Here is a 21,140-nt window from a genome sequence, read left to right on the forward strand (position 1 = left end):
CCCGCAGCCCGCCGCCCGCCGGGGCACCCGCTTCCACGCCTGGGTCGAGTCCCGCTTCGAGGAGCTGCCGCTGCCCATGCTCGGCCCCGACGAGCTGCCCGGCGGTGACGAGAGCGACGCCGACATCGCCGACGAGCGCGATCTCGCCGAGCTCAAGGAGGCCTTCGAGCGCACCCCGTACGCCCGCCGGACCCCCTACCGCGTCGAGACACCGTTCCAGATCACCCTGGCCGGCCGGGTGATCCGGGGCCGCATCGACGCGGTGTACCGCACGGGGAACACGTACGAGATCGTCGACTGGAAGACCAGCCGCACCAACACCGCCGACCCCCTCCAGCTCGCCGTCTACCGCCTCGCCTGGGCCGAACTGCACGGGCTGCCGCTCACCGACGTCACGGCCACCTTCCTCTTCGTACGCACCGGCGAGAGCGTCCGCCCCACCCGCCTCCCGGGGCGTCCGGAACTGGAGCGGATCCTGCTGGACGAGCCATCTCCTACGGACGGATAAGCTGAAGGTCATGAGCGACACCCCGGACAGCGCCGTCCGTACGTACACCGAGCAGCACCGCGCAGCCTTCCTCGACGACCTCGCCGAGTGGCTGCGCATCCCGTCCGTATCCGCACAGCCGGAGCACGACGGGGATGTACGGCTCAGCGCCGCCTGGCTGTCCGCCAAGCTGAAGGAGACCGGCTTTCCGGTCACCGAGATCTGGGAGACCGACGGCGCACCCGCCGTCTTCGCCGAGTGGCCCTCCGACGACCCGGACGCACCCACGGTCCTCGTCTACGGGCACCACGACGTGCAGCCCGCCGCCCGCGAGGACGGCTGGGACACCGACCCGTTCGAACCGGTGATCCGCGACGGCCGGATGTACGGGCGCGGCGCCGCCGACGACAAGGGGCAGGTGTTCTTCCACACCCTCGGCGTCCGGGCGCACCTCGCCACCACCGGCCGCACGACCCCCGCCGTCCACCTCAAGCTCCTCGTCGAGGGCGAGGAGGAGTCCGGCTCGCCGCACTTCCGCGCCCTCGTGGAACAGCGCGCCGACCGCCTCACCGCGGACGCCGTGATCGTCTCCGACACCGGCATGTGGGACGAGACGACCCCGACCGTCTGCACCGGCATGCGCGGCCTCGCCGAGTGCGAGATCGAGCTGTACGGGCCGGAGCAGGACATCCACTCCGGCTCGTTCGGCGGCGCCGTCCCCAACCCCGCGACGGAGATCGCCCGCCTTGTCGCGGCGCTCCACGACACCGACGGCCGGGTCGCCGTACCCGGCTTCTACGACGGTGTGGCCGAACTCACCGACACCGAACGCGCGCTCTTCGCCGCACTGCCCTTCGACGAGGCCACCTGGCTGCGTACCGCCAAGTCGCAGGCGGCCTCCGGCGAGGCCGGCTACTCCACGCTGGAACGCATCTGGGCCCGCCCCACCGCCGAGGTCAACGGCATCGGCGGCGGCTACCAGGGCGCCGGAAGCAAGACCATCATCCCGTCCGCCGCCCGGGTCAAGATCAGCTTCCGCCTGGTCGCCGGCCAGGACCCCGACCACGTCCGCGAAGCCGTCCACGCCTGGGCCGAGGACCGCATTCCGGCCGGCATCCGCCACCGGATCACCTTCCTCCCGGCCACCCGCCCCTGCCTCACGCCCCTGGACCACCCCGCGCTGCAGGCCGTGGCCCGCGCGATGGGACGGGCCTTCGGCCAGAAGATCCTCTTCACCCGCGAAGGAGGTTCGGGACCCGCCGCCGACCTGCAGGACGTGCTCGGCGCACCCGTCCTCTTCCTGGGCATCTCCGTACCGTCCGACGGCTGGCACGCCCCCAACGAGAAGGTCGAACTCGACCTGCTGTTCAAGGGTGTGGAGACCACTGCCCACCTCTGGGGCGAACTGGCAGCCGCACTCCGCTGAATCCTCTGAACACCCGATCCATCCCGGGGGAGTAGGAAGCACCTGTGAGCACCTTCGACAACGCCACCACGGACCGGCCCATCGGTCTGACCGCGCCGAGCGGCATCGACCGCGCGGCGCACCACCGCCTCGACGAGGCCTGGCTGGCCGCCGCGTGGAGCCACCCGACGACCCGGGTCTTCGTCGTCTCCGGCGGGCAGGTGCTGATCGACGACACCGCCGACGGCACCGAACTCGTGATGACCCCCGCCTTCGAGGCCCCGGTCACCGAGACCCACCGCTACTTCCTCGGCACCGATGACGACGGGGTCAGCTACTTCGCCCTCCAGAAGGACACGCTGCCGGGCCGCATGGACCAGTCGGCGCGCCCGGCGGGCCTGCGCGAGGCAGGCCTGCTCCTCGGCGCCCGCGACGCCGGCCTGATGGTGCACGCGGTCGCGCTGGAGAACTGGCAGCGGCTGCACCGCTTCTGCTCGCGCTGCGGCGAACGCACGGTCATCGCGGCGGCCGGCCACATCCGCCGCTGCCAGGCCTGCGGCGCCGAGCACTACCCGCGTACCGACCCCGCGGTCATCATGCTCGTCACCGACGACCAGGACCGCGCACTGCTGGGCCGCCAGGTCCACTGGCCCGAGGGCCGGTTCTCCACCCTGGCCGGATTCGTCGAGCCGGGCGAGTCCATCGAGCAGTCCGTGGCCCGTGAGGTGTTCGAGGAAGCGGGCATCACGGTCGGCGAGGTCGAGTACATCGCCAGCCAGCCCTGGCCCTTCCCCTCCAGCCTGATGCTCGGCTTCATGGCCCGGGCCACGACGTTCGACATCAACGTCGACGGCGAGGAGATCGAGGAGGCCCGCTGGTTCTCCCGCGAGGAGCTGACGGCCGCCTTCGAGTCGGGCGAGATCCTGCCGCCGTTCGGCATCTCGATCGCCGCCCGCCTGATCGAGATCTGGTATGGCAAGCCGCTCCCGAAGCCGGTCCGCGCGAGCTGACCCGGCGGGGCCGTGGGGTCAGCCGGGCAGCGCTCGCCGTGAACGTCTCGCGGTGGGCGGCACGGCACGGCGGGCCGTGGCGGAAGACGACGTTCTCCGGGCACATCGTTGCGGCACGCCACCGTTCCGCCCTCCGGGGCGGCAGGATCCCGGGGCCACACGACGTCAGGGCCGACCGCGATGCCCGTCGCGGCCTCGTGCAGGCGGCGCAGCGGCCCCGACCGACCCGGTCGAGACCGTCGTCATCGCGGGGCGGGAACGGCGGCGGAGCAGCCACGTCACCGGGGGCGAACGCCGGCCGCTCGCGTCGGCCCGCCCCGTGCGTGCGGGCGGACATGCGAAGACCCCCGAACCGGCGGCAGGCCGGTCGGGGGTCGTGCACATCAGGTGCGTCTGTGCGCGTCAGTGTGCGTGAGTGGCTCAGGCGCCCAGCGCCTGCTTCACCTGGGCGAGGCTCGGGTTCGTCAGGGTCGAGCCGTCGGGGAAGAGCACGGTCGGAACCGTCTGATTTCCGCCATTCGCCTTCTCGACGAAGGCCGCCGACTCCGGGTCCTGCTCGATGTTGATCTCGGTGTACGCGATGCCCTCGCGGTCCATCTGGCCCTTGAGCCGACGGCAGTAGCCGCACCACGTGGTGCTGTACATCGTCACAGTGCCCGGCATGTCTTCGCGCTCCTCTGTCTCATCGGTCGCGGCCATCCCGCCACATCCCGCCCCCTCGCGTGCGCGTCTCGTCCGTCACACGTGAATCGGGGGACATGCGTTGCCGCACGGAAGGGGAACGCACGTGACCTGGCCACCATTCCCGGCCCCGCCCCCGATTAGTACGACGGACGGGGCGGCCCTGTGGACAACTTCCGCGGCCGCCCCTTCCGACCTGGCAGCATGGCGGGGTGACATCAGCAACGCATTCCACCCTCTTCCCCCAGGTCCCCGACACCGCCGACGCCGTCCTCGACGGGCTCGACCCCGAGCAGCGCGAGGTCGCCGAGGCCCTGCAGGGCCCGGTGTGCGTGCTGGCCGGAGCCGGTACGGGCAAGACGCGCGCCATCACGCACCGCATCGCGTACGGGGTGCGCGCGGGGATACTCCAGCCGACGAGTGTGCTTGCCGTCACGTTCACCAACCGTGCCGCCGGTGAGATGCGCGGGCGCCTGCGCCAGCTCGGCGCGGGCGGGGTGCAGGCACGGACCTTCCACTCCGCGGCGCTGCGTCAGCTCCAGTACTTCTGGCCGAAAGCAGTCGGTGGTGATCTGCCCCGGCTGGTGGAGCGCAAGGTCCAGCTGGTCGCCGAGGCGGCGGCCCGCTGCCGCATCCGGCTCGACCGCAACGAACTGCGCGATGTCACGAGCGAGATCGAGTGGGCCAAGGTCACCCAGACCGTGCCCGCCGACTACCCGGCGGTGGTCGCCAAGTCCCAGCGGGACGCCCCGCGCGATCCCGCCGAGATCTCCCAGGTCTACGCGATGTACGAACAGCTGAAGCGCGACCGCACGGTGATCGACTTCGAGGACGTGCTGCTCCTGACCGTCGGCATCCTCCAGGACCGGCACGACATCGCCGACCACGTGCGCCGTCAGTACCAGCACTTCGTCGTCGACGAGTACCAGGACGTGAGCCCGCTCCAGCAACGGCTCCTCGACCTCTGGCTCGGCGACCGGGACAACCTCTGCGTCGTCGGCGACGCCAGCCAGACGATCTACTCCTTCACCGGAGCCACCCCGGACCATCTGCTCAACTTCCGCACGCGCCACCCCCGGGCCACCGTGGTCAAACTCGTCCGGGACTACCGCTCCRCGCCCCAGGTCGTCCATCTGGCCAACGGGCTGCTCTCCCAGGCCCGCGKCCGCGCCGCCGAGCACCGGCTCGAACTGGTCTCGCAGCGCGAGTCCGGCCCCGAACCCGCCTACCTGGAGTATGCGGACGAGCCCGCCGAGGCCGAGGGCACCGCCCGCCGTATCCGGGATCTGATCGCCGCCGGTGTCCCGGCCGGTGAGATCGCCGTGCTCTACCGGGTCAACTCCCAGTCCGAGGTCTACGAGCAGGCCCTCGCGGACGCGGGCGTCCCCTACCAGCTCAGGGGCGCGGAGCGGTTCTTCGACCGCCCGGAGGTCCGGGAGGCGGGCGTCGCCCTGCGCGGAGCGGCCCGGGCGGGGGGCAACGACTCCCTGCTGGACGATGCGGAGGGGCTGCCCTCCGAGGTGCGGGCGGTGCTCTCCACCAAGGGGTGGAGCAGCGAACCGCCCACCGGCTCGGGAGCGGTGCGCGACCGCTGGGAGTCGCTGGCCGCCCTCGTCAGGCTGGCCGAGGACTTCGAACAGGCCAGGCCGGGCGCGACACTGTCCGACCTGGTCGCCGAACTGGACGAGCGGGCGGCCGCCCAGCACGCCCCCACGGTCCAGGGGGTCACGCTGGCCTCCCTGCACTCGGCGAAGGGACTTGAGTGGGACGCCGTGTTCCTGGTCGGGCTGACCGAGGGCATGATGCCGATCACCTACGCGAAGACGGACGAGCAGATCGAGGAGGAGCGCCGGCTGCTCTACGTCGGTGTCACCCGCGCCCGTTTCCATCTCTCGCTGTCGTGGTCGCTGGCCCGTTCGCCCGGTGGCCGGGCCGGCCGCAGGCCGAGCCGGTTCCTGAACGGGCTGCGCCCCGGCTCGGCGGCGCTCGGCGGCAGGGCGACGGCGGGCGGCAGCGGCGGGATCGAGCGCCCGGCCGTGGCCCGGCGCAAGCGCCGCGGGCCCGCATTGTGCAGAGTCTGCGGCAAGACACTGACGGATGCCGGCGAGATGAAGCTGATGCGCTGCGACGACTGCCCGTCCGACATGGACGAGGCGCTCTACGAGCGGTTGCGCGACTGGCGTGCGGCTCGTGCACAGGACATCGGCCAGCCCGCGTACTGCGTGTTCACCGACAAGACGCTGATGGCCATCGCCGAGGCCGTGCCGGGCACCGAGGGCGAACTGGCCGGGATCTCCGGGGTCGGCGCGCGGAAGCTGGGCCGGTTCGGCGCCGCTGTCCTGGACATCTGCGCAGGTGGGGGCGGGGTTGAGGAGCCCGGGGCGGCCGACGAGGAGATGTGAGAAAAACTCGTCGAAAAAATAGTTTGCGCCCGCCCCAGTCATCACCATAGGTTCTTAACCACGGGAACAGCGACTTCTCTGAAGCCCTGACCCTGTGCTGTACTTATCCAAATACGTAGGACCGGTTCGTCCGGTCCCCAGAGACGCCGAGAGGAGGCGATTGAAGTGATCAGCATCATCGAGACCAACAAAATGACCGATCTCTCGGTCGTCTCCGCCTGCTCGCTCGGCCTCGCCTGCTCTTCGGATTCCTCGCTTCGTGGCACCGGTATGTCCGGCATTTCCGCCGTCAGCCCGCTGCCTCTGGCCGGCCTTCCTGTGCGGGAGCGCAATGAGCGACCGGCTCTGGCACCGGCAGCAGCAGTAGCGAAGGGACAGGCCCAGGCCTATGCCTTTGCGGCCGTCGGTGCGGGAGCGGAAGCCGGAGCCAAGAAGACGACGCACCACCACACGATGTGGGCCTTCCGTGGGCCTGAACCCTGGAGTGATCCAGTCTGATCGACGATCGGACCGGCGCCTTCAGGGCCGCGGAACCCCACTCGGGATCCGCGGCCCTTTTGTTTTGTCCGAACGGACGAGACAGCGCGAAGGAGCCTCGGGACAAGCAAGACCTGGTACCAGCCGCCCCCCGGCCAACAGGCCGGAAACGACCAGACGAGGACACCACCACCGTGCAACTCGAAGCGCACGCCCCGTCCGTACCGCCTTCCGACACGATCCCCCCGCCCGGCCTCACGGAGGACTCCACCTTGATCCCCCTTACCGCGCTCACCGCGCTCGACGACGCCATCGAGAACCTCGGCGTGCCCGTCCCCTGCCGTTCCTACGACCCCGAGGTCTTCTTCGCCGAGTCGCCGGCCGACGTCGAGTACGCCAAGTCCCTCTGCCGCACCTGTCCGCTCGTCGAGGCCTGCCTCGCCGGCGCCAAGGAGCGCCGCGAGCCGTGGGGTGTCTGGGGTGGCGAGCTCTTCATCCAGGGCGTCGTCGTCGCTCGCAAGCGGCCGCGTGGCCGTCCCCGCAAGAACCCGGTCGCGGCGTGACCGCCGACCTGGGGGCCATGGCCCCCAAGCCCATGAAACGCATCGGAACCATCGACCGTCCCCTGACCCACGATCCCCGAAACCAGGCACCAATGACCATCCCCACGAGGGAGCCCGTCGGCTCCGCGACCCCGGACGTCACCATCATCGGCGCGAACGACTCGCGTCAGAACAGGACCCGCGAGATGCAACTCATCCCAGAAGCCCTGGCTCGTGCGCATATGCACGACCGCCTGCGGGAATCCGCCGCGGAGCGTCAGGCCGTGCGCCTGATCACCGCGCGGCGGATGCAGCGCCGGGCCGAGCGCGCCTCGATGCGCGCCCGCCGTGCGCTGGCCATGGCGGTCATGCACTGAACCCAGCAGTACCGCACGACGGCAGTATCCGCCGGGGGCAGCCGCTCTCTGCTCCCGGCAAGCAGGACCCATATCCGTACCCCTGTCGTGGGGCCGGTCCACTCGGACCGGCCCCGCGGCCGTGTTCCCGCCCGGCCCGCGTCAGCCGTAACGGTGCCTGATGGCACCGGCGCCGCGCCGGATCCGCGCGGGGGAGTTATCGTCACGAGGTGGACGAGGAGACGCACCGCCCCGGAACCGGCGGCACCGCGCCAGTCGTGTGCGCCCTGTGCGGCGCCCGCGCCGGGAGCGAGAACGCACCGCCGACCTGGCTCTGTTCCGTGGAGAACGGCAGCCGTCGCTACTTCTGCGACGACTGCGCCCGCACTCACATCCGGGCCATCGAGGGCCGCCTCGACTCCGCCTGGTGGTGACGCCGATAGTGGCTCTCCGGCCCCGGCCGACCGGGCGGGACCTTCCCTGCACGCCCTACGTGATGTCCGCGGGAGCCGCGGCGCCGTCCATCGCCTCGTCTTCCGCCGTCACTTCACACTCCGTCGCCCCGTCTCCGGGCGTTGCCTCCCCGGACGGAGACAGCTGCTCCTCTTCCTCCAGCGGGAGGAACCCAGGGAGCCAGGACTCCAGTTCCTCCCGCAGCCGGACCGTGGCGCCGAGCTGGCACAGCACCCCGATCGTGCTCAGCGTCACCCGGTGTATCAGCAGGTAGGAGGGCGGTAGGTTCAGCTGCTTGCCCAGCTGATGAGCGGGAGAACGCGGGTCCGCTATACGGGCGGCCTGGTTGCGCATCCAGGACCGGCTGAAGGTGAACTCGTCCACCTCGGCCGGTTCGATGATCGGAAGGAGGTAGTCGAGGACGGCGTCCGGCGCGAGGTCGATCGAGTCCTTGACGAAACCTTCCTCGCGGAGCAGTTCGTATACGGAGTCCGCATCTCCCTGGAGCGTCAGTCGCAAGGAGTCCCCGATGGTCTGCGGCAGCCCTCCGGGCAGCCGGTCCACCGTGCCGAAGTCCAGTACCCCCAGGCGCCACCGATCCGCGCCGGCCTCCACGGCACCGTCGTCCTGACCGGCCTCGCCGTCCGTCGCGAAGGCGGGGTCCGGGGGGAGCAGCCGGAAATTGCCAGGGTGCGGGTCCGCGTGGAGCAGTCCGGTGCGTGCGGGACCGGAGAACAGGAACCTGGCCAGCAACTGTCCGGCGCGGTCCCGTTGCTCCGGGGTCCCGTCGGAGATCACATCGGCCAGCGGCACACCGCCGATCCATTCGGTGACCAGCACCTGATCGGCCTGGTGGACCACCCCGGGGACCACGACATCGGGGTCGTTGGCGAACTCCTCGGCGTGTTCCCGCTGAGACCGCGCCTCCTGTTCGTAGTCCAGTTCCTCCGACACCCGGTCCCGCAGCTCCGTGATGAGCGGCTTGATGTCCATGCCGGGAACCAGCGGGCCGAGCAGCCGGGCGAACCGGCTGAGTTGGGTGAGGTCCGAGAGCAGCGCCTCACCCGCGCCCGGATACTGCACCTTCACGGCGACGTCCCGGCCGTCGTGCCACACCGCCCGATGCACCTGCCCGATCGAGGCGGCCGCCGACGGCTTGTCCTCGAACTCCAGGAACAGCTCACGCCAGTCCTCGCCGAGCCGCTCCGCCAGCACCGCGTGGACCGTGGCGATCGGCAGGGGAGGGGCGGCCTCCTGGAGTTTCGTCAGTGCCGCACGGTAGGGACCCGCGACCTCTTCCGGGAGAGCGGACTCGAAGACGGACAGGGCCTGCCCGAGCTTCATGGCCCCGCCCTTCAGCTCACCCAGTACTTTGAAGAGCTGATCGGCGGTGCGCTGCTGTACTTCGCGGGCCACCAGTTCCGCGGACTTTCCGCCGATGCGCTTTCCCAGCCCCCATGTGGCACGGCCGGCGAACCCCAAAGGCAGCGCGGCCAGCTTGGCGGTTCGGGTGACCGCCTTCCGGGGAAGATCAGACATATGCCCCTCCAAATCCCAGACTGCCGCGCTGCGTGCGGCGGTTACCCGGCCATTGTGTCGTGCGCCGTGCCGGCCCCGGAGGTGCGCACCCCCTCAGTGTGCCCACCGGCTCCGCAGGAACAGCCGACGTGTGCCCCGATCTGCTCCGTCCGCCAGTCCAACAGCGGCAGTGCCGCCTCCCAGCGGGCCCCGGTACTGGCCGGCAGTTCGCCGTCGAGGAAGGCCAGCGCATGGGACGCCGCAAGTCCCGCCACCGCTGTCGCCAGACCCAGATCGCAGGCCTGCACGGCGGTCCGCCGCCCGGACTGCCACTGAGCGAGCATCCGCGGCCACTGGTGATCCCGGTCGCGCCGGTTCAGATCGAGGCAACCCGCACAGGCCGTGCCTCCCGGCAGCACCAGCGGTCCGACGAAGCCGGTGGCCTCGATGACACCGGCATAGAGATGGGGTGTTCCCGAGGCGATCCATGGCTCGGCGGTGCGCGGATCGGGTACGTAGCCGGTCAGGCCGTCGCGTGGCGCGACGATGATCAGGGACAGACCCGGTCCCCCGCCGGCGCGTCCGGCCGTCGGCCCCACGATCCGGGGCGCAGGACCGGGGGAGGAGCGGCGGACCAACTGTCGCGCCGCCGAGTCCCGGCGCTCGCCGACCGCCGCGGCCGGCAGGCCTCCGGGCGACACATCGCACGGGTCGGCGCATCCGCCGTCCAGTACCTCCACATGCCCCACCCCCGACCCGGAGAGCACCGCCGCGATCGCCGCTCCGACCCGGCCGGCTCCTCGCACCTGGACACGCATGGAACGGCGGGCCGCCAGCCGCCGCAGCCCTCCACCCGGTTCGGGATGGACCACGGAGAGTGATGCCAGGTCCGGCCGGTGACGTTCCAGCACGTCCGTCCGGTTGCGTAGCGCGTCGGCTTCAGGGCCGCCCGCCCGGACGTCGTCGACGAGTCCCGCGTCCATCAACCGCGCCACGAGTGTGTCCACTTGATGGTCGTTCAGGTCCAGCGTCCTGGCCTCCGCCCGTAGCAGGGACATCCCGCGCGTCCCGTCGAGCAGTTCCAGGAAACAGCCGGTCGCGATATCCATCGGGCCGACCTTGACCGCATGTGCGGGCGTCACTCCGAATTGCACGGTGCCGCTGCCGCGCCATGCGCGGCGCAGTGCGGGCTTCAACATCGGATGCACGGCTTCCCCCCGGTCTGTGTGGCTGCGTGAGATCCATTGCCAGAATGAGGCGCGCCGCGGAACCGCGCGAAAAGTTATCCACAGGCGGGGGGTATTAGTCGTTCAAATGGTGCAAGCCATGGGGCGGATCATGTGTGAACCGTCCCGGAGGCGGGACTTCCCCCACTGACAGCGGGTAACGTCGTGGCGTGCCCGCCGACCCGTCACCCGGCTTCGCCGGGGAGACTTCCGCGCGCGGCGCCGGAACCCACCGGCGCAGTGCGGCCGACCATCCGCCCCGTGCCTCGGCGACGAGCGCGGTCGAGGTTCGCAGGAGCAACCGTCGTAGCAGAACGGTCTCCGCGTACCGGGAGGGCGACCGGACCATCGTGCTGATTCCCGCCCGGATGTCCGAGGCCGAGGAGCAGCGCTGGGTGAGCGTGATGCTCGACAAGCTCGCCGCCCAGGAGAACAAACGGATCTTCGGCGACAGCGAGCTCGCGGAGCGGGCGGAGCGGCTGTCCGCACAGTATTTCGAGGGCAGGGCGCGGCCGGTGTCGGTCCGGTGGGTGACGAACCAGAACACCCGTTGGGGATCGTGCACCCCGGCCGAGGGCAGTATCCGGCTCTCGCACCGTCTGCAGGGCATGCCGGAGTACGTCGTCGACTACGTGCTCGTCCACGAGCTGGCCCATCTCCTGGTGCCCGGACACGGACCGCGCTTCTGGCGGCTTCTCGACGCCTACCCCCGTACCGAGCGGGCCCGGGGCTATCTCGAAGGGGTGGTGGCTGCCGACCGGCTGCCCCATCTGCCTGCCGCACGTGGTGAGTGACGCCTGATGTACGTGGTGAGGGACGTGCCTGCCGGATGCGGTGGGTGACGCCCCGCGGCATGCGGTGAGTGACGTTCGCGCTTTGTACCGGGTCTGTACCGGCTTGGTCCAATGCCGGAGTTTGCGGTTAGCCTGACGCGACGCATTCACCTTCCGGATGGGGGACGGTCGTTACGCATGGCCAGGGAATTCCAACGCGGCCACAAGGCCAAGATCAGCGATCTCACGCCGGGGACGGACCTGTACGTAGGTGTGCAGATCGCCGGCCCGGGACTGACCTTTGACATCAGTTGCTTCGGCCTCGATGCCAATGAGCAGCTCTCCGACGACCGTTATTTCATCTTCTTCAATCAGCCGAAATCGCCCGAGGAGTCCATTCAGCTCCTCGGCGCGCAGGCCGGTGACACGGAGTCGTTCCGCGTCACTCTGGACCGCATTCCGGCGAACATCCACAAGCTGTCCTTCACCGCGACGCTGGACGGTGCCGGACAGATGTCGCAGGTCGGTCCTGGGTACATCCGGATCGTCGCGGGTGGCGAGGAAGTCGTCAGGTACGCCTTCACGGGCTCGGAGTTCACCACCGAGCGCGCGGTGATGCTGGGTGACTTCTACCTCAAGGACGTCTGGCGGTTCGCCGCCGTCGGCCAGGGCTTCGACGGCGGGCTCGACGCGCTGCTGAAGAACTTCGGCGGCGAGGTTGCCGAGGAGGCTCCCGCCGCTCCTCAGCCGCAGTCCGCAGCCCCGTCGTTCGCCCCGCCCGCACAGGCGTCGGCCCCCGCGCCGTCCTTCGGCGCCCCGGCCGCCCCGCAGGCCCCGCAGCCCGCGCCGTCTTTCGGCGCCCCGGCGGCTCAGGCGCCTGCTCCCACGCCGCAGCAGCAGATGCACGCCGCGCCGACCATAGCGGCGCCGCTGGCGCCGCAGGGTGGCAGTGTGCCGCCGCCCGCACCCGCTCCTTACGGGCAGCCGGGGCAGCCGCCCCAGCCGCCGCAGTTCGGGCAGGTTCCGGCGCAGGCGCCCGCGCCGTTCGGACAGCAGGCCCCCGCGCCCTACGGACAGCCCGCTCCGGCTCCGTACGGACAGCAGCCACCCGGCATGCCGCCGGGCGTCCCCCAGGGTGTGCCCCAAGGAGTGCCGCAGGCCGGGGCCGGCCTGCTGGCCGCGCTCCAGCCGTACAAGGAGACGGCCACCGGGCAGCGTTGGACCCCGCAGAACCAGCAGCTGATGCGCGTCGACCTCACCATGGGCGGAGCGGGAGTGCTGGCCCGGCAGGGCAGCATGGTGATGTACCAGGGCAAGGTCGACTTCGGCTACAAGGGCGCAGGTTTCGCGGGCCGGATGGTCGGCAACGCCACCGGTCAGGAAATGCAGCTGATGCGCTGTACCGGCCGGGGGCAGGTCTTCCTCGCCGAGGACGGTTCCCATCTGCACGCGATCGAGCTCCAGGGTGATGGCATCTGCGTCTCGGCGGAGAACGTCCTCGCCTTCGACGAGTCGCTGCAGTACGAGGTCCGCAGGATCGAAGGCCATGGCATTCCCGGCGGCGCCCTGTTCACCATGCAGTTCCAGGGCACCGGCACCATCGTCGTCAAGACGCACGGTGTCCCCGTCGTCCTGCCGGTCACCCCGACCACCTTCGCCGACTGCAATGCCGTCGTGGCGTGGTCGGCCGCGTCCCAGGTGATCATCTCCAGTCAGGTCCGGCTGCGCCGCAACGCCTATCCCGGACACAGCGGGGAGACCGTGAACCTCCAGTTCCGGGGCGCTCCCGGCAACTTCATCGTCGTCCAGCCCTACGAGGTCTGAGGGAGCCCGTCATGAACCAGCAACTCGCGGGCTACGCCCCGACCCCCGTCACGGCCCGGATGGAGAACCACGGCCATTCGATGCTGAAGGTCGCCATGGCGACCGGCCAGGACCTGTACGCCCGCACCGGCTCGATGGTGGCGTACGAGGGCTTCATCCAGTACGAGCCCAACCCGCCGGCCGTCCGCCAGATCGCCTCGCAGTGGATCACCGGCGAGGGCGCGCCCCTGATGAAGTGCGCCGGCGACGGGCTCCTCTACCTCGCCGACTACGGCGCCGATGTGGTCGTCATCAATCTCAACAACGACTCCCTCTCGGTCAACGGCACCAACGTCCTCGCCTTCGACGGCCACCTCACCTGGGGCGTCGAAAGGGTCAAGGGGCTGGCCAAGTTCGCCGGCCAGGGCCTGTGGAACGTCTGCATCTCCGGCACCGGCTGGGTCGCGATCACCTCGCGCGGCACGCCGATCGTCGTCGACTGCGGACGCGGCGAGGACGAGACGTACGTCGACCCGGACGCCCTCGTGGCGTGGTCCCCGAACCTCAAGGTGAAGGGCAAGCGCAGCTTCAAGGCCTCCTCGCTCATCGGGCGGGGCAGCGGCGAGGCGTTCCAGATGGCCTTCTCCGGCCAGGGGATCGTCGTCGTCCAGCCGAGCGAGGACAGTACCGACCGCCTGCGGGTCCGGAACTGACGGGGAGGAGAACACACCATGCAGAGTCCGCTTTTCAGCTATACGGAACAGCAGTCCCAGGAGCGGTACACGATCCAGAACCCGCAGCTCCTGCGGGTCTCGCTGACCGGCCACGACGACGTCCTCGCCCGCAAGGGGGCCATGGTCGCGTACCAGGGTCTGATGGAGTTCGACGGCGAGTACCAGTCGCAGGGACAGCGCCGCGCCCGCGCCGGCACGGGTGAGGGCCTCGACCTGATGCGCTGCTCCGGGCAGGGCACGGTCTACCTGGCCAACCTCGCGCAGTACGTCCACGTGGTGGACGTCGACCGCGACGGTCTGACGGTGGACAGTTCCTACGTCCTGGCGCTCGACTCGTCCCTCCACACCGAGGTCATCGCGGTGGACAGCCAGTACGGCATCTCGGGCACCGGTAAGTACCAGCTCAACATCTCCGGCACCGGCAAGGTCGCGCTGATGACCTCCGGTCAGCCACTGATGATGCGGGTCACGCCCGACAAGTACGTCAACGCGGATGCCGACGCGATCGTCGCCTGGTCCAGCTCCCTGCGGGTGCAGATGCAGGCGCAGACGCACTCCTCGGGTGTCTTCCGCCGGCGCGGCAACACCGGTGAGGGCTGGGAGCTCAGCTTCCTCGGCCAGGGCTTCGCCCTGGTGCAGCCCAGCGAGGTGCTGCCGCCGCAGAGCGCGCAGATCGGCCAGGGCCTGGGTGCCCAGTACGGCATGGGTCAGCACGGGTCCCACGCCCAGAACCAGAACAACGCCTGGAACTGAGCCGCTCCGCCGCCCCTGTGCACGAGAGGTGAGACGGGCGCGATGCCATGGACGGGTGAAGGGGCGGCCTCTCAGGAGGCCGCCCCTTCACCCGTACCGGTCCGCTCCCGGTTACCGTCCGGCGTCCAGGGCGGCCCGCGTGCGTTCCATCAGGCGGACGACCGAGGAGTCGGCGACCTCGGCGACCTCGTCGTAGCGGAACCAGCGCAGGTCCAGTGACTCCTCGCTGATCCGTTCCGCCGCGCCCGACGGCGCCAGCGCCGCGTACTGGACGTCCAGGTGCCAGTGACACGGTGCGGGGATCGGATGACGGTCCAGGACCACCGGACCGCCCGCCAGCAGGGCCAGCCCGGCGATGCCGGACTCCTCCGTCGCCTCACGCAGCGCGGCGGCGGCCACGGTGGTGTCGCCGGGCTCGCAGTGGCCACCCATCTGCAACCACATGCGCAGCTTCCGGTGCAGCGTGAGCAGCACCCTGCCGCGCTCCGGATCGACGACCAGGGCGCTGGCCGTCAGATGCCCGCTGCCGCAGGCCTTCCACATGCCGTCGGGATGGAGCGCCAGGTGGTCCAGATATGCCTGGCGCAGCTCCTCCTGGACGGCGTCAGCGCCGGTGCCGTACTCCTTCAGTACGCGGACGGCGTCGTCGTGCAGGCTCACTTCTCGCTGTCGCCCTTGCTGTCGTCGCCCTCGGACCCGGCGCCATCGGATCCGTCGCCCTCGGACCCGGTGGCTTCTGTCCCGCTGCCGCCGTCGGCGACGGCGGTGCCGGGGGCGGGCTTCTGCGGCCCGTTCGCCGCCTCTCCGAGCATCTTGTCCAGCTCGGAGAAGTCCAGCTGCTCGTGGTGGACGAATCCGTCCGGATCGTCCAGGTCGTGGGCGGTGGGCAGCATGTCGGGGTGCTCCCACAGCGCGTCGCGGCCGTCGAGCCCTCGCGCGTCCGTGAGCGAGGCCCAGAGCCGCGAGGCGTCACGCAGCCGGCGCGGGCGCAACTGGAGACCGATGAGTGTGGCGAAGGTCTGCTCGGCGGGACCGCCGGAGGCGCGGCGCCTGCGCATCGTCTCGCGCAGCGCGTCGGCGGAGGTCAGCCGGGACTTCGCGGCCTCGTGGACCACGGCGTCCACCCAGCCCTCGACGAGCGCGAGCGCCGTTTCCAGGCGGGCCAGGGCGGCCTTCTGCTCCGGGGTGTCCTCCGGCTGGAACATGCCCTGCTGAAGGGCGTCCTGCAACTGCTCCGGGTTCGACGGGTCGAACTGGCCGACCACATCCTCCAGCTTGCTGGTGTCGACCTTGATACCGCGCGCATAGCCCTCGACCGCACCGAAGAGATGCGAGCGCAGCCACGGCACATGGGCGAAGAGCCGCTGGTGAGCGGACTCGCGCAGGGCCAGATACAGCCGTACCTCGTCCTGCGGCACGCTCAGGTCCTTGCCGAACCGCTCCACGTTGAGCGGGAGCAGCGCGGCCTTGCCGGCCGGCCCGAGCGGCAGCCCGATGTCGGTGGAACCGACCACCTCGCCGGCGAGCACCCCGACGGCCTGTCCGATCTGCTGGCCGAACATCGCACCGCCCATCGACCGCATCATGCCGATCAGCGGGCCCGCCATCGCCTGCATCTCCTCGGGCAGCACATCACCCATGGCGAGGCCGACACGCTCGGCCACCGGGTCGACCAGCTTCTGCCAGGCGGGGAGGGAGGCCTCCACCCATTCGGCACGGCTCCACGCCACCGTCGAGACGGAACCGGAGGGCAGCGACGTCACGCCGTCCAGCCAGAGATCCGCCAGGCGCAGCGCCTCGTCGACCGCGGCCCGCTCGGACGGGCCGACGCTCGCGTCCTTGGTGCCGTCGGGAGTGCCCTGCGAGACCGTCTGGCGGGCGATCTGCTTGGCCATGTCCCAGTTCACGGGACCGCCCTCGTAGCTCAGCATCTGGCCGAGCTGCTGGAAGGCGGCGCCGAGGTCGTTCGGGTTCATGGAGCCGAACATGGCGGCGAAGGGGTTGTCGCCGCCCGCGCCGGGGCCGAAGCCGAACGGGTTCGCCGGACCGCCCGAGCCCTGCCCACCTCCGATGGGGTCGTTCTTCTTGCCCTTGTCGCCGTCGTCCGGCTCCTCCGGCGGAACGCCGAATCCGAATGGGGTGTCACTCACGGGTTTCCTCGGCTCGTAGGGCCGCCGGCTCGAACCGACGGCGACTGCCCGACATCACCATCCAGCGTAGACACCAAGTCCACTCAGGGCCTCAGTGCTCCGCCTGCTCCCGGCCTGCGGCAGGATGGACGCCACCTGGTACGTACGCGTCATTCGGGTACGTACTGAAGACAACCGCTGGAGACGCCCGGTGAGTTCCCCAGATCCGCAGGTTCGCGCAGCGCGAAACCTGGCCGACCCTTCGCCTGAGAACAAACCTGAGAACAAGTCCGAGAGCGAGCCTGAGAACAAGGCCGAGAGCAAGTTCGAGAGCGATTCCGAGAACGAGCCTCGGAACAGGCCTGCGGACCCGGCCGAGGACAAGACGCGGAGCAAGCCCGTCCGCAGCCGCTCCAGGAGCCGCGGCCCGGTCGTGGCCGTCACCGGGGCCGCGACGGGTGTCGGTGAGCTGCTCACCGCACGCCTGGCGGCCTCCGAGGAGATCAAGCAGGTCATCGCCGTCGACGAGCGCCGCGGTGAGGTGTCCGAGGCGATGTGGCACGTTCTCGACGTGCGCGACCCGGCGATCGCGGAGAAGCTGCGCGGCGCCGACGTGGTGGTGCACCTGGCGCTCGATCTCGACCTGGAGACCGATCCCGCCGCCCGTACCGCCTACAACGTGCGCGGCACCCAGACCGTGCTGACCGCGGCCGCGGCCGTCGGCGTCCACCGGGTCGTGCTGTGCACCTCGGCGATGGTCTACGGCGCGCTGCCCGACAACGACGTCCCGCTCGCCGAGGACGCCGAGCTGCGCGCTACGGCCGAGGCGACCGGCGTCGGTGACCTGCTGGAGATCGAACGGCTCGGCCGCCGCGCGCCCCGCGCCCACCCAGGGCTCCAGGTCACGGTGGTCCGGCCCACCGTGCTCGTCGGCGGTACGGACACGGCCCTGACCCGCTACTTCGAGTCGCCGCGCCTCCTGGTCGTCGCCGGGTCGCGCCCCACCTGGCAGTTCTGCCATGTCGACGACCTGGTCACGGCGCTGGAGTACGCCGCGCTGGAGAAGATCGACGGAGAGTTCGCGGTCGGCTGCGACGGCTGGCTCGAACAGGCGGAAGTCGAGGAGCTCAGCGGAGTCCGCCGGATGGAGCTTCCCTCGGCCGTCGCGCTCGGGGCCGCCGCCCGGCTCCACCGGATCGGTCTGACCCCGTCCCCGGCGGGCGACCTGGCGTACACGATGCACCCCTGGGTGGTGAGTGTGAGCAGGCTCCACGATGCGGGCTGGCGTCCGAGCTGGACGAACGAGGAGGTGCTCGCCGCACTCCTCGAAGAGGTCGAGGGGCGCCACACCGTGGCCGGCCGCCGCCTCGGCCGCAAGGACGCGACCGCGGCCGGAGCCGCCGGTGCGACCGTGGCGCTGCTCGGCACCGCGGCCCTGGTACGCCGTGCCCGCAAGGCCCGCCGCCGCTTCTAGCGCCCCTGACCGGCACCGCTCGCCGGGGAGGCACCGAAAGCGCGCCCAAGAGCAGCGTGAGGGCGCCGAAAGGCAGACTGAAGTTCAGCGGAAGGGCGCCGAGAGGCCGCCTGAAGATCAGCGCAAGGGCGGTGCGGGAAGGGCACCGGGCCGTGTCCCGCGGCACCCGACGGCGGCGGGAGCCCGGCGCCTGTAGAAGGCTCCAAGGCCGCTGGCGCCCCGCCGGGTGAAAGCCGCATTCCGCGATGCCCCCGCGGTACGGCACGATGGCTGTCATGGCACCCACGTACGACCACCCCGGCGAGCACGCGGCACAGGACCCCATCCGGTTGCTGGAGATCCGCGACACACCACTGTCCGTGGACGAGGTCTTCCGCGCCGTCGGTGACGACGCGGCGGGCGGCACCGCGCTCTTCGTCGGCACCGTGCGCAACCACGACAGCGGCCAGGACGTCGGGGCGCTGGGCTATTCGTGTCATCCCTCGGCCCAGGACGAGATGCGCCGGGTCGCGGAGAAGGTCGTCGCCGGGTTCCCGGTCCGGGCGCTGGCCGCCGTCCACCGGGTGGGTGAACTGGCGGTGGGCGATCTCGCGGTGGTGGTGGCCGTCTCCTGCCCGCACCGCGCAGAGGCCTTCGAGGCCTGTCGCAAGCTCATCGACGACCTCAAGCACGAGGTTCCGATCTGGAAGCACCAGCAGTTCTCCGACGGCACGGAGGAGTGGGTCGGCGCCTGCTGAGACGGCTGCGGAGCTCAAACCGTCCGGGCCGGCTTCCACCCCGATTTGCGTAACCCCACCCCTGCCATGAGCGTTGGTCCTGCAGATGGTTAATCTGCTGATCGTTCCGTTGCGGTCGCATGGGGCAGGGAGGTCGTCATGGCAGCACTCGCCTGGTTGTTGATTCCGCTTTTTGCTGCGCTCGGTGCTGCGATATGGGGAAGCTGGGCTGCCCGCAATCGCACGACCGGCGATGTCACCGAACTCGCCGGCTATGCCCGGTTCCGCGAGGCGATGGAGCGCTCGCACTCCGCTTCGGAGCCGGTCGAGCAGATATCGAACGTCTGACGCCACACCGGTCGTACGCAGTCGCCAATCCACTGACCGGCAGCCTCCGGCTCCGCCGCCCGGCGTCCTCGCCACGCCCGGCCGCGGCCCCCGTACGGACCGGCCCCGACGGTGCACTGACAGGCCCTTCCCGTACTGTCGTTCCATGCCACGCCGCACCGCGACGATGCTCGCCTCCACCCTGATCCTGATCGCGCTGCTCTGCGCAGGCGTGCTGATCAAAGTGCCGTACTCGGAGATGTCTCCCGGGCCGACCGTGAACACGCTCGGCAAGGTCGACGGGGAGCCCGTCCTGCAGATCACCGGACACAAGACGTACGAGACGTCCGGCAATCTCAACATGACGACGGTCAGGGTCACCGGCGCCGACTACAACATGAACCTCATCGAGGCCGTCTACGGATGGCTGGGCCACGACAGTGTGGTCGTCCCGCACGACACGCTCTACCCGGACGGAAAGACCGAGGAGCAGTCGACGCAGGAGAACGCCGAGGAGTTCAGCCAGTCCCAGGAGAGCGCCAAGGTCGCGGCCCTCACCGAACTGGGCATCCCGGTGTCCTCGCGGGTCGTCGTCTCCACGGTCCTCAAGGACAGTCCCTCGCAGGGCGAGCTGCACGCGGGCGACGTGATCAAGGCGGTCGACGGCACGGCGGTCGAGCAGCCCGAGGACGTGGCGAAGCTCGTCACCAAGCACAAGCCCGGCCAGGACGTCACCTTCACCGTCATCCCCGCCAAGACCGCGGCGGCGGCCGAGAAGGCCGGCAAGGAACCCCAGGGCACCGAGAAGATCACCATCACCACGGAGAAGGCCCCCAAGGAGAACCGGGCGATCGTCGGCATCCAGGCGGGGACGGACCACACCTTCCCGTTCGAGATCGACATCAAGCTCGCCGACGTGGGCGGTCCGAGCGCCGGTCTGATGTTCTCCCTCGGCATCGTCGACAAGCTGACCCCGGGGCAGCTGACGGGCGGCAAGTTCATCGCCGGCACCGGGACGATCGACGACAAGGGCAAGGTCGGACCGATCGGCGGGATCAACATGAAGCTCGTCGGCGCACGCGACGCGGGCGCACGCTACTTCCTGACCCCCGACGACAACTGCGAGGCGGCCGCCTCCGACACCCCGGACGGGCTCACGCTGGTCAGGGTGAAGACCATCGACGACGCCAAGAAGTCGCTGGAGAAGATCCGCACCGGGGACGCGGCCGGACTGCCGAGCTGCTCGACAGGCTGACCGCCTCCCACCGGTGCGGAACAGCCGGAGTCAGGACTCGAAGGTCGCGGCGAGCGCCTCGGCCAGCCCCGGCACCAGGCCGGCGCCGGTCAGCACGTCGTTCGGCGAGTCCTTCTCCCGCAGGCGTACGGCCGACTCACGGGCGCCGTCCCGCAGGACCGCCACGGTCATCCGCACCTCCTGCCGGTCGGGGTGCTTGGCGACCCACTTGGTCAGCTGGGCATCGTTGAGACCTTCCGGTACGGAGGTCTCGGCGGACGGCGGCAGCATCAGCCGCTCGACCGTCATCGCGCACCCGACGACCGCGTCGGGCCAGGCGATCGTGGCGAGGAACTCGTCCAGTGCGGTACCTGCGGGAAGCTCCTCCTGCTCGATAGGGGTGAGTGCGGCGGCCTTCGAGCCGTCGTCGAGGCCGAGCTGAGCGGCGAGTCCGGGCTCCTGGACCCGCAGCCGTGCGGTGTCGACGAGGGCGAAGAGCCGGGCGGGCTGGTCCCAGCCGAGACCGGAGACGTACTCGTCGATTTCGAGCACGGCGACGGTGAGCGGGCTCGCGGCCATCGGAGGGCCTGAGGGGGAAACGTTGGGCATGGACAACATCCTGCCTCCTTCCGCCCCCGGA

General features: G+C 70.4%; 22 protein-coding genes. 16 read left to right on the top strand and 6 right to left on the bottom strand.

Annotated features, from left to right (window positions below; translation table 11 throughout):
- From EAO72_RS43465 to nudC, 3 genes are all read left to right on the top strand, one after another.
- The coding region (locus EAO72_RS43465; RefSeq protein ID WP_261991697.1) for a PD-(D/E)XK nuclease family protein at nt 1–508 on the top strand (508 nt) is incomplete at its 5' end.
- A gap of 10 nt (nt 509–518) precedes the next feature.
- The gene (locus tag EAO72_RS32250) at nt 519–1,913 is read left to right on the top strand and encodes a dipeptidase (RefSeq protein ID WP_148020606.1); all 1,395 of its coding nucleotides are present in this window, start codon (nt 519–521) and stop codon (nt 1,911–1,913) included.
- Nucleotides 1,914–1,957: 44 nt separating this feature from the next.
- On the top strand, nt 1,958–2,902 hold the full coding sequence (nudC, locus tag EAO72_RS32255; protein WP_148020607.1) for an NAD(+) diphosphatase: 945 nt from the start codon (nt 1,958–1,960) through the stop codon (nt 2,900–2,902).
- 420 nt (nt 2,903–3,322) lie between these two features.
- Here nudC and EAO72_RS32260 read toward each other — a convergent pair whose 3' ends face one another.
- Complete coding sequence (locus EAO72_RS32260; RefSeq protein ID WP_148020608.1) at nt 3,323–3,565, bottom strand: mycoredoxin; 243 nt, start codon at nt 3,563–3,565, stop codon at nt 3,323–3,325.
- A 230-nt stretch (nt 3,566–3,795) separates the two neighbouring features.
- Here EAO72_RS32260 and EAO72_RS32265 point away from each other — a divergent pair, with 230 nt between their 5' ends.
- From EAO72_RS32265 to EAO72_RS32285, 5 genes are all read left to right on the top strand, one after another.
- The gene (locus EAO72_RS32265; RefSeq protein ID WP_148020609.1) at nt 3,796–5,985 is read left to right on the top strand and encodes an ATP-dependent DNA helicase UvrD2; all 2,190 of its coding nucleotides are present in this window, start codon (nt 3,796–3,798) and stop codon (nt 5,983–5,985) included.
- A 165-nt stretch (nt 5,986–6,150) separates the two neighbouring features.
- On the top strand, nt 6,151–6,483 hold the full coding sequence (locus EAO72_RS32270) for a hypothetical protein (RefSeq protein WP_148020610.1): 333 nt from the start codon (nt 6,151–6,153) through the stop codon (nt 6,481–6,483).
- A gap of 173 nt (nt 6,484–6,656) precedes the next feature.
- Nucleotides 6,657–7,025 (top strand): WhiB family transcriptional regulator, encoded by a 369-nt coding sequence (locus EAO72_RS32275; protein WP_093549938.1) that lies wholly within the window; start codon nt 6,657–6,659, stop codon nt 7,023–7,025.
- Between the two features lie 32 nt (nt 7,026–7,057).
- A complete protein-coding gene (locus EAO72_RS32280; protein ID WP_148022160.1) occupies nt 7,058–7,381 on the top strand; it encodes a hypothetical protein in 324 nt (107 codons plus the stop codon).
- Nucleotides 7,382–7,590: 209 nt separating this feature from the next.
- A complete protein-coding gene (locus tag EAO72_RS32285) occupies nt 7,591–7,794 on the top strand; it encodes a hypothetical protein (RefSeq protein ID WP_148020611.1) in 204 nt (67 codons plus the stop codon).
- 55 nt (nt 7,795–7,849) lie between these two features.
- On the opposite strand, the gene EAO72_RS32290 is transcribed toward EAO72_RS32285, so the two are convergent.
- Entirely contained in the window at nt 7,850–9,352 is a 1,503-nt protein-coding gene (locus EAO72_RS32290; protein WP_261991699.1) for an ABC1 kinase family protein, read from the bottom strand.
- Nucleotides 9,353–9,393: 41 nt separating this feature from the next.
- Nucleotides 9,394–10,539 (bottom strand): ThiF family adenylyltransferase, encoded by a 1,146-nt coding sequence (locus EAO72_RS32295; RefSeq protein WP_187285294.1) that lies wholly within the window; start codon nt 10,537–10,539, stop codon nt 9,394–9,396.
- A 188-nt stretch (nt 10,540–10,727) separates the two neighbouring features.
- Between EAO72_RS32295 and EAO72_RS32300 the strand changes: the two genes are divergently transcribed.
- The 4 genes from EAO72_RS32300 to EAO72_RS32315 all read left to right on the top strand — a co-directional run bounded on the left by EAO72_RS32300 (nt 10,728) and on the right by EAO72_RS32315 (nt 14,620).
- Nucleotides 10,728–11,351 carry a M48 metallopeptidase family protein gene (locus EAO72_RS32300; protein WP_148020613.1) on the top strand — a complete coding sequence of 208 codons (624 nt, stop codon included), beginning with the start codon at nt 10,728–10,730 and terminating at the stop codon, nt 11,349–11,351.
- Nucleotides 11,352–11,528: 177 nt separating this feature from the next.
- Nucleotides 11,529–13,154 (top strand): TerD family protein, encoded by a 1,626-nt coding sequence (locus EAO72_RS32305; protein ID WP_148020614.1) that lies wholly within the window; start codon nt 11,529–11,531, stop codon nt 13,152–13,154.
- An 11-nt stretch (nt 13,155–13,165) separates the two neighbouring features.
- Nucleotides 13,166–13,846 carry an AIM24 family protein gene (locus EAO72_RS32310; RefSeq protein WP_148020615.1) on the top strand — a complete coding sequence of 227 codons (681 nt, stop codon included), beginning with the start codon at nt 13,166–13,168 and terminating at the stop codon, nt 13,844–13,846.
- A gap of 18 nt (nt 13,847–13,864) precedes the next feature.
- Nucleotides 13,865–14,620 (top strand): AIM24 family protein, encoded by a 756-nt coding sequence (locus EAO72_RS32315; protein ID WP_148020616.1) that lies wholly within the window; start codon nt 13,865–13,867, stop codon nt 14,618–14,620.
- Nucleotides 14,621–14,731: 111 nt separating this feature from the next.
- Here the strand turns inward: EAO72_RS32315 and EAO72_RS32320 are convergent, their stop codons facing one another.
- Entirely contained in the window at nt 14,732–15,280 is a 549-nt protein-coding gene (locus EAO72_RS32320; RefSeq protein ID WP_148020617.1) for an NUDIX hydrolase, read from the bottom strand.
- Nucleotides 15,277–16,770 carry a zinc-dependent metalloprotease gene (locus EAO72_RS32325; RefSeq protein ID WP_148020618.1) on the bottom strand — a complete coding sequence of 498 codons (1,494 nt, stop codon included), beginning with the start codon at nt 16,768–16,770 and terminating at the stop codon, nt 15,277–15,279. The genes EAO72_RS32320 and EAO72_RS32325 overlap by 4 nt, the downstream gene beginning before the upstream one ends.
- Nucleotides 16,771–16,960: 190 nt before the next feature.
- Between EAO72_RS32325 and EAO72_RS32330 the strand changes: the two genes are divergently transcribed.
- From EAO72_RS32330 to EAO72_RS32345, 4 genes are all read left to right on the top strand, one after another.
- Nucleotides 16,961–18,223, top strand: coding sequence for an SDR family oxidoreductase (locus EAO72_RS32330; RefSeq protein ID WP_148022161.1), 1,263 nt, complete (start codon nt 16,961–16,963; stop codon nt 18,221–18,223).
- A 275-nt stretch (nt 18,224–18,498) separates the two neighbouring features.
- On the top strand, nt 18,499–18,960 hold the full coding sequence (locus EAO72_RS32335; RefSeq protein WP_148020619.1) for a molybdenum cofactor biosynthesis protein MoaE: 462 nt from the start codon (nt 18,499–18,501) through the stop codon (nt 18,958–18,960).
- A gap of 138 nt (nt 18,961–19,098) precedes the next feature.
- Nucleotides 19,099–19,287 (top strand): hypothetical protein, encoded by a 189-nt coding sequence (locus EAO72_RS32340; RefSeq protein ID WP_148020620.1) that lies wholly within the window; start codon nt 19,099–19,101, stop codon nt 19,285–19,287.
- Between the two features lie 145 nt (nt 19,288–19,432).
- On the top strand, nt 19,433–20,521 hold the full coding sequence (locus tag EAO72_RS32345; protein ID WP_148020621.1) for a YlbL family protein: 1,089 nt from the start codon (nt 19,433–19,435) through the stop codon (nt 20,519–20,521).
- Between the two features lie 30 nt (nt 20,522–20,551).
- Here EAO72_RS32345 and EAO72_RS32350 read toward each other — a convergent pair whose 3' ends face one another.
- Complete coding sequence (locus EAO72_RS32350) at nt 20,552–21,118, bottom strand: PPA1309 family protein (protein ID WP_261991700.1); 567 nt, start codon at nt 21,116–21,118, stop codon at nt 20,552–20,554.
- Nucleotides 21,119–21,140: the final 22 nt, after the last annotated feature.

Origin of the sequence: Streptomyces sp. OR43, from assembly GCF_008042275.1 — a bacterium.
Taxonomy (GTDB): Bacteria; Actinomycetota; Actinomycetes; order Streptomycetales; family Streptomycetaceae; genus Streptomyces.

Bases quoted from the DNA above. Each gene is read 5' to 3' on its own strand.
- EAO72_RS32250 (WP_148020606.1), top strand. From the start codon at position 519: ATGAGCGACACCCCGGACAGCGCCGTCCGTACGTACACCGAGCAGCAC.
- EAO72_RS32335 (WP_148020619.1), top strand. From the start codon at position 18,499: ATGGCACCCACGTACGACCACCCCGGCGAGCACGCGGCACAGGACCCC.
- EAO72_RS32345 (WP_148020621.1), top strand. From the start codon at position 19,433: ATGCCACGCCGCACCGCGACGATGCTCGCCTCCACCCTGATCCTGATC.
- EAO72_RS32305 (WP_148020614.1), top strand. From the start codon at position 11,529: ATGGCCAGGGAATTCCAACGCGGCCACAAGGCCAAGATCAGCGATCTC.
- EAO72_RS32280 (WP_148022160.1), top strand. From the start codon at position 7,058: ATGAAACGCATCGGAACCATCGACCGTCCCCTGACCCACGATCCCCGA.
- EAO72_RS32350 (WP_261991700.1), bottom strand. From the start codon at position 21,118: ATGTTGTCCATGCCCAACGTTTCCCCCTCAGGCCCTCCGATGGCCGCG.
- EAO72_RS32315 (WP_148020616.1), top strand. From the start codon at position 13,865: ATGCAGAGTCCGCTTTTCAGCTATACGGAACAGCAGTCCCAGGAGCGG.
- EAO72_RS32310 (WP_148020615.1), top strand. From the start codon at position 13,166: ATGAACCAGCAACTCGCGGGCTACGCCCCGACCCCCGTCACGGCCCGG.
- EAO72_RS32260 (WP_148020608.1), bottom strand. From the start codon at position 3,565: ATGCCGGGCACTGTGACGATGTACAGCACCACGTGGTGCGGCTACTGC.
- EAO72_RS32340 (WP_148020620.1), top strand. From the start codon at position 19,099: ATGGCAGCACTCGCCTGGTTGTTGATTCCGCTTTTTGCTGCGCTCGGT.
- EAO72_RS32290 (WP_261991699.1), bottom strand. From the start codon at position 9,352: ATGTCTGATCTTCCCCGGAAGGCGGTCACCCGAACCGCCAAGCTGGCC.